Source organism: Pseudomonas sp. HMWF021, from assembly GCF_003061005.1.
In the GTDB taxonomy this organism is placed as follows: domain Bacteria; phylum Pseudomonadota; class Gammaproteobacteria; order Pseudomonadales; family Pseudomonadaceae; genus Aquipseudomonas.
Genome location: NZ_QAIK01000052.1, coordinates 60010 through 66842, shown reverse-complemented (window position 1 = coordinate 66842; position 6833 = coordinate 60010). Strand labels below are relative to the sequence as shown.

At 61.6% G+C, this 6833-nt stretch carries 6 protein-coding genes and 1 pseudogene; 4 read left to right on the top strand and 3 right to left on the bottom strand.

Features of this window, described 5'->3' with window-relative positions; all coding sequences use genetic code 11:
* The 4 genes and pseudogenes from DBR18_RS28880 to DBR18_RS06845 all read left to right on the top strand — a co-directional run.
* Nucleotides 1-132 (top strand): annotated as a pseudogene (locus tag DBR18_RS28880) (3-hydroxyacyl-CoA dehydrogenase); the annotation flags it as partial.
* Between the two features lie 12 nt (nt 133-144).
* Nucleotides 145-1338: an acetyl-CoA C-acyltransferase gene (locus tag DBR18_RS06860; RefSeq protein WP_108589783.1), complete on the top strand. Its 1194-nt coding sequence runs from the start codon at nt 145-147 to the stop codon at nt 1336-1338.
* Nucleotides 1339-1469: 131 nt separating this feature from the next.
* Nucleotides 1470-2597, top strand: a complete 1128-nt coding sequence (locus DBR18_RS06850) for an acyl-CoA dehydrogenase (RefSeq protein WP_108589782.1) — start codon at nt 1470-1472, stop codon at nt 2595-2597.
* 138 nt (nt 2598-2735) lie between these two features.
* Nucleotides 2736-3509 carry an enoyl-CoA hydratase gene (locus DBR18_RS06845; protein WP_108589781.1) on the top strand — a complete coding sequence of 258 codons (774 nt, stop codon included), beginning with the start codon at nt 2736-2738 and terminating at the stop codon, nt 3507-3509.
* 182 nt (nt 3510-3691) lie between these two features.
* On the opposite strand, the gene DBR18_RS06840 is transcribed toward DBR18_RS06845, so the two are convergent.
* The 3 genes from DBR18_RS06840 to DBR18_RS06830 form a co-directional block, all read right to left on the bottom strand.
* The gene (locus DBR18_RS06840; RefSeq protein ID WP_108589780.1) at nt 3692-4843 is read right to left on the bottom strand and encodes an acyl-CoA dehydrogenase family protein; all 1152 of its coding nucleotides are present in this window, start codon (nt 4841-4843) and stop codon (nt 3692-3694) included.
* 3 nt (nt 4844-4846) lie between these two features.
* Nucleotides 4847-5953: an enoyl-CoA hydratase/isomerase family protein gene (locus tag DBR18_RS06835; protein ID WP_108589779.1), complete on the bottom strand. Its 1107-nt coding sequence runs from the start codon at nt 5951-5953 to the stop codon at nt 4847-4849.
* Nucleotides 5954-6326: 373 nt separating this feature from the next.
* On the bottom strand, nt 6327-6833 hold a 507-nt coding region (locus tag DBR18_RS06830), incomplete at its 5' end, for an HPP family protein (RefSeq protein ID WP_256588596.1).

Sequence of the window (6833 nt, the reverse complement as noted above, 5' to 3'; positions counted from 1 at the left end):
GGCGTACCGTTCCCGCCACGCCTTGGGAAACCTGCCGAGTACGCCGCGCTGGTTAGGCATATCATCGAAAACAGCATGCTCAACGGTGAGGTGATCCGTCTCGACGGCGCCTTGCGCATGGCCGCCAAGTAAGGAGGATTTCTCATGACTATTGCCAACGATCCGATTGTTATCGTCAGCGCCGTCCGCACCCCGATGGGCGGCTTTCAGGGCGAACTGAAAAGCCTCACCGCACCGCAACTCGGTGCCGCCGCGATCAAGGCTGCGGTTGAACGCGCCGGCGTTGCGAGCGATGCGGTCGATGAAGTGTTGTTCGGTTGCGTATTGCCCGCCGGCCTCGGCCAAGCGCCGGCCCGTCAAGCGGCACTGGGCGCCGGGCTGGATAAATCCACCCGCTGCACCACGGTCAACAAGATGTGCGGTTCGGGCATGGAAACCACCATCCTGGCCCACGACATGCTGCTGGCTGGCAGCGCCGATGTGGTGATCGCCGGCGGCATGGAAAGCATGTCCAACTCGCCGTACCTGCTGGACCGTGCCCGCGCCGGTTACCGCATGGGCCATGGCCGGGTGCTCGACTCGATGTTCCTCGACGGCCTCGAAGACGCCTACGACAAGGGCCGCCTGATGGGCACCTTCGCCGAAGACTGCGCCGAAACCAATGACTTCAGCCGCGAAGCCCAGGATGCCTTTGCCATCGCTTCGACCACCCGCGCCCAGCAGGCGATCAAGGACGGCAGCTTCAAGGCCGAGATCGTGCCGCTGACCGTGACCGTCGGCAAGGAACAGGTGCTGATCAGCCACGACGAGCAGCCGCCGAAAGCCAAACTGGACAAGGTCGCCTCGCTGAAACCGGCGTTCCGCGAAGGCGGCACGGTGACGGCGGCCAACTCCAGTTCGATCTCCGACGGCGCGGCGGCGCTGGTGCTGATGCGCCAGTCGCAAGCGCAGAAACTCGGGCTGAAGCCGCTGGCGGTGATTCACGGTCACGCGGCGTTTGCCGACACGCCGGGCCTGTTTCCGGTGGCGCCGATTGGCGCGATCAAGAAGCTGGTGAAGAAGACCGGGTGGGCGCTGAACGAGGTCGATCTGTTTGAGATCAACGAAGCGTTTGCCGTGGTGGCGATGGCGGCGATGACTCACCTGGAAATCCCCCACGACAAACTCAACGTGCACGGCGGCGCCTGCGCGCTGGGCCATCCGATCGGTGCCTCGGGCGCGCGGATTCTGGTGACCTTGCTCTCGGCCCTGCGCCAGAAAAACCTGAAACGCGGGATCGCGGCGATCTGCATCGGCGGCGGCGAAGCCACGGCCATGGCCGTGGAATGCATCTACTAAACACACTCCCCCTGTAGGAGCTGCCGAAGGCTGCGATCTTTTGATCTTGCTTTTAAAAATCAAAGTCAAAAGATCGCAGCCTGCGGCAGCTCCTACAGGGGACCGTGTGTAACCGGATTTAAGGATTCACCATGATTCCCAACGAAGACCAGACCCAGATCCGCGACATGGCCCGGCAGTTTGCCGAGGAACGGCTCAAACCGTTCGCCGCCGAGTGGGACCGCGAGCATCGTTTCCCCAAGGAAGCCATCGGCCAGATGGCCGAACTGGGCTTCTTCGGCATGCTGGTGCCAGAGCAATGGGGCGGTTGTGACACCGGCTACCTCGCGTACGCAATGGCCCTGGAAGAAATCGCCGCTGGCGACGGCGCCTGCTCGACCATCATGAGCGTGCACAACTCGGTCGGCTGCGTGCCGATTCTCAAGTTCGGCAACGACGACCAGCGCGAGCGTTTTCTCAAGCCGCTGGCCAGCGGCGCCATGCTCGGCGCTTTTGCCTTGACCGAACCGCAGGCCGGCTCCGACGCCAGCAGCCTGAAAACCCGTGCACGGCTGGAAGGCGATCACTACGTGCTCAACGGCTGCAAACAGTTCATCACTTCCGGGCAGAACGCCGGGATCGTGATCGTGTTTGCGGTGACCGATCCGAGTGCCGGCAAACGCGGCATCACGGCGTTCATCGTGCCCACCGATTCGCCGGGCTATAAAGTCGCGCGGGTCGAGGACAAGCTCGGTCAGCACGCCTCCGACACCTGCCAGATTCTCTTCGAAGACGTCAAAGTGCCGGTCGCCAACCGATTGGGCGAGGAGGGCGAAGGCTACAGGATTGCCCTCGCCAACCTCGAAGGTGGGCGCGTCGGCATCGCCTCGCAATCAGTGGGCATGGCCCGCGCCGCGTTCGAAGCGGCCCGCGATTACGCCCGTGAGCGCGATACGTTCGGCAAGCCGATTATCGAACACCAGGCCGTGGCTTTCCGCCTCGCCGACATGGCCACGCAGATCGCCGTCGCCCGGCAGATGTTGCATTACGCCGCCGCCCTGCGCGACAGCGGTCAGCCGGCATTGGTCGAGGCTTCGATGGCGAAACTGTTTGCCTCGGAAATGGCCGAGAAGGTCTGCTCGATGGCGTTGCAGACACTGGGCGGTTACGGTTACCTCAACGACTTCCCGCTGGAGCGCATCTACCGCGACGTGCGTGTGTGCCAGATCTACGAAGGCACCAGCGACATTCAGCGCATGGTCATCTCACGCAACCTTTAACCCATCCCTGTGTAGGAGCTGCCGCAGGCTGCGATCTTTTGATCTTGTTTTTTACAATCAAAAGCAAAAGATCGTCCGAACGCGGCCCGAACCTTCGGCAGCTCCTACAGGGGGGAGTGTGAATTCAGGAGTTTTTATATGAGCTACGAAACGATTCTGCTGGAACACCATGGCCGCGTTGGTCTGATCACCCTCAACCGTCCGCAGGCGCTGAATGCCCTGAACGCGCAACTGGTCAGCGAAGTGAACCATGCTCTTGATGGTCTGGAAGCGGATGCGAACATTGGTTGCATCGTCATCACCGGTTCGAAGAAAGCCTTCGCTGCCGGCGCCGACATCAAGGAAATGGCCGAGCTGACCTATCCACAGATCTACATGGATGACCTGTTCAGCGACAGCGACCGCGTGGCCAACCGTCGCAAGCCGATCATCGCTGCGGTCAACGGGTTTGCTCTCGGTGGCGGTTGCGAACTGGCGTTGATGTGCGACTTCATTCTGGCCGGCGACAATGCCAAATTCGGCCAACCGGAAATCAACCTCGGCGTACTGCCGGGCATGGGCGGCACCCAGCGCCTGACCCGCGCGGTAGGCAAGGCCAAGGCCATGGAAATGTGCCTCAGCGGGCGGATGATCGATGCGGTGGAAGCTGAACGTTGCGGCATCGTTGCGCGGATCGTGCCGAGCGATGAATTGCTCGACGAGGCGCTGAAGGTGGCGGCAGTGATCGCCAGCAAATCGCTGCCGATTGCGATGATGGTCAAGGAAAGCGTCAACCGTGCCTTTGAGGTCAACCTGACCGAAGGCGTGCGCTTTGAGCGCCGGGTGTTCCATGCGGCGTTTGCCACGCAGGATCAGAAGGAAGGCATGGCGGCGTTTGTGGCCAAGCGTGCGCCGGAGTTTACCGGTAAGTAATGCGTCGTCCTGGCTGACGTCTTCGCGAGCAAGCTCGCTCCCACACTGGATTTTTGTACGAAGCAGATCGTGGGAGCGGGCTTGCTCGCGAAGTTTTTGAGGCAACATCAAAAGATCGCAGCCTTCGGCAGCTCCTGCACCGGTTACCTGTAGGAGCTGCCGAAGGCTGCGATCTTTTGCTTTTACAGCGGGTAGTTCTTCAGCTCGCGCGCAATCACCATCCGCTGAATCTCGCTCGACCCTTCATAGATCTGGGTAATCCGCGCATCGCGGTAGTACTTCTCCACCGGATAGTCTTCCAGATACCCATACCCGCCATGAATCTGAATCGCCGAGGAACAGACTTTCTCGGCCATTTCCGAAGCAAACAGCTTGGCCTGTGAAGCCTCCGACAGACACGGCTTGCCCGCCGTGCGCAGACGCGCCGCGTGCAGGATCATCAGACGCGCCGCGTTGATCTGCATGTGCATGTCGGCCAGCAGGTTGGCGATGCTCTGGTGTTCGTTGATCGGTTTGCCGAACTGAATGCGATCACGGGAGTAAACCAGCGCCGCTTCAAACGCTGCCCGGGCAATGCCCAGGGCCTGCGCGGCGATGCCGATGCGGCCGCCTTCGAGGTTGGACAGGGCAATCGCCAGGCCTTTGCCGCGCTCGCCGAGCAGATTGGCCTCGGGAATGCTGCAGTTGTTCAGGGTCACCGCACAGGTGTCGGAAGCGCGGATGCCCATCTTGTGTTCGGTGCGATCGACAATGAACCCCGGGGTATCGGTGGGCACCAGAAACGCGGAAATACCTTTCTTGCCCAGGTCCGGGTCGGTTACCGCAAACACGATCGCCAGTTTCGCCCGTTTGCCGTTGCTGACGAATTGCTTGGCGCCGTTGATCACCCACTGGCCGTCGCGCAGTTCGGCGCGGGTGCGCAAGTTGTGCGCTTCGGAGCCGGCCTGCGGTTCGGTCAGGCAGAAGCAGCCGATGGTTTGACCGCTGGCAAGGTCGGCCAGCCAGGTCTGTTTCTGCTCCTGACTGCCGTAGTTCATGACCGGGCCGCAGCCCACCGAGTTGTGGATGCTCATGAACGCACCGGTCGCGCCGTCGCCGGCAGAAATCTCTTCCACTGCCAGCGCGTACGCCACGTAATCGACGTAGGTGCCGCCCCATTCCTCGGGCACCACCATGCCCAGCAGGCCCAGTTCGCCCATCTTCGCCACCAGCGCGTCGTCGATCCAGCCGGCCTTTTCCCAGGCTTGCGCGTGGGGCGCGATTTCGCCACGGGCAAAGTCCCGGGCCATGTCGCGGATCATCACTTGTTCTTCAGTCAGTTCGAGATCGTGCATGGCTCAGCTCCCGCTCTCATCAAAACCGTGGAAGAAACCCGCGACGTGCTCGGCGTGCAACGCGGCAAGGGTCGGCGGGTTCCAGCGTGGTGTCTTGTCTTTGTCGATCAGCAGGGCACGTACGCCCTCGATCAGGTCGCCGCGCTCGAACCACTGACGATCCAGATGCAGTTCGAGGGCGAAGCAGTGTTCCAGGCTCAGTTGCCGGCCGCGCCGGAGCATCTCCAGCGTCACGGCCATTGCCAGCGGCGAGCGAGTGTCCAGCAGATCGGCCGTGGTGGTCGCCCACTCATGGCTGTCGGCAACGGTGACCGCGCGCAGTTGCTCGACGATGCTCGGTACGTCGGGCAGGGCGAAGAAGTGGTCGATGGCCGGGCGCAGTTTCTCCAGCGGTGCATCGGCCAGGGTTTGCACGCCGTTTTTGGCGAGCAGGTTCTGCAGGTCCTTGAGCGGCGTGCTTTGCCATTCCAGGTGATCAAGCTGTTCGTCGAGGCTTGCCAGTCGGTTGCTGTCGACATACCAATCGGCCAGCCCGCAGTACAACGCATCGGCTGCGCGAATCTGTACACCGCTGACGCCCAGATAGATCCCCAGTTCACCGGGAATCCGCGAGAGGAAATAGCTGCCGCCGACATCCGGGAAATAACCGATGGCCACTTCCGGCATCGCCAGGCGGCTCTTCTCGGTCACAATGCGCAGATCCGCACCTTGCACCAGGCCCATGCCACCACCAAGAACGAAACCGTCCATCAGCGCCAGCACCGGTTTGCGGTAGTGATGAATGGTCAGGTCGAGGGCATATTCCTCGACGAAGAAATCTTCGTGCAGCGTATCGCCGCTTTTGAAACTGTCGTACAGCGAACGGATATCGCCACCGGCGCAGAAAGCCTTTTCACCGGCACCGCGCAGCACCACGGCGTGCACATTGGCATCAGCGGCCCAGGCATCGAGTTGCTGCTGCAACTGGCGAACCATGTCGAGGGTGATGGCGTTGAGACCGGCGGGGCGGTTGAGGGTCAGATGACCGATGTGATTGCGAACCTCGGCCAGCACTTCGTTTTGCGTGGCATCCATGGACGGGGTCCGCGGGGATGAAGCCTGAGCAGTCATCACTAACTCCCTGCTTTTATTGTCTTTATTCGAGAAGCTCGCGCGCGAGCGTTGACGGATCGTAACAGTGCAAATTTGCCGTGTACAACCGGGATATGTGCAGGGGGAGTTTGCGTTTTTGCCTTAGCGAAAAATCGCTATCTGCGGGTGTAGGAGCTGCCGAAGGCTGCGATCTTTTGATCTTGAAAGATCGCAGCCTCGTTGCACTCGACAGCTCCTACAGGGAGTGTGGGGTGTCAGGAGAAGACTTGGCCGATGTTGCGGTGCTTGATCGCTATTTGTTTGTGTAGGAGCTGCCGAAGGCTGCGATCTTTTGATCTTGAAAGATCGCAGCCTCGTTGCACTCGGCAGCTCCTACAGGGAGTTCGGGGTGTCAGGAGAAGACTTTGCTGATGCTGCGGCGCTTGGCGTGCAGTTCGCTGGCGTGGATTAGTTGTTCGAGGTCTTCGGGGGTGACGTCGATGAACGCTTCCATGTCGGCCAAGGCCAGTTTCAAATCCTCGGCGGTAACTGCCTGGCTGTCGACCGGAGCAACCACAGGCGCCGGCTCGGCCGGGCGTTTCGGGTAGCGGATGCGCGTGAGGTTGTTGTAGGCCAGGGCGCTGAGCAGCATGCAGGCGGCGGCGAGCATGACCGGCTCCATGGCTTTCCAGTCCATGGCGATGGTGGCGGGATCGGCCAGCACCAGGGTCAGGGCCAGTGCACCGGCCGGCGGATGCAGGCAACGCAACCAGCACATCAAAATCAGAGCCATGCCCGCCGCCAGACAGGCACTGCCCAAGGTTCGGCCGAGGACGTGGGCCACCAGCAGCGCGACAACACTGGCGCACAGGTAGCCGCCGATGATCGACCACGGCTGGGCGAGGGCGCCGGACGACAC

Excerpts from the sequence above, each read along its gene's own strand:
- DBR18_RS06860 (WP_108589783.1), top strand. The coding sequence starts at position 145 with ATGACTATTGCCAACGATCCGATTGTTATCGTCAGCGCCGTCCGCACC.
- DBR18_RS06850 (WP_108589782.1), top strand. The coding sequence starts at position 1,470 with ATGATTCCCAACGAAGACCAGACCCAGATCCGCGACATGGCCCGGCAG.
- DBR18_RS06845 (WP_108589781.1), top strand. The coding sequence starts at position 2,736 with ATGAGCTACGAAACGATTCTGCTGGAACACCATGGCCGCGTTGGTCTG.
- DBR18_RS06840 (WP_108589780.1), bottom strand. The coding sequence starts at position 4,843 with ATGCACGATCTCGAACTGACTGAAGAACAAGTGATGATCCGCGACATG.
- DBR18_RS06835 (WP_108589779.1), bottom strand. The coding sequence starts at position 5,953 with ATGACTGCTCAGGCTTCATCCCCGCGGACCCCGTCCATGGATGCCACG.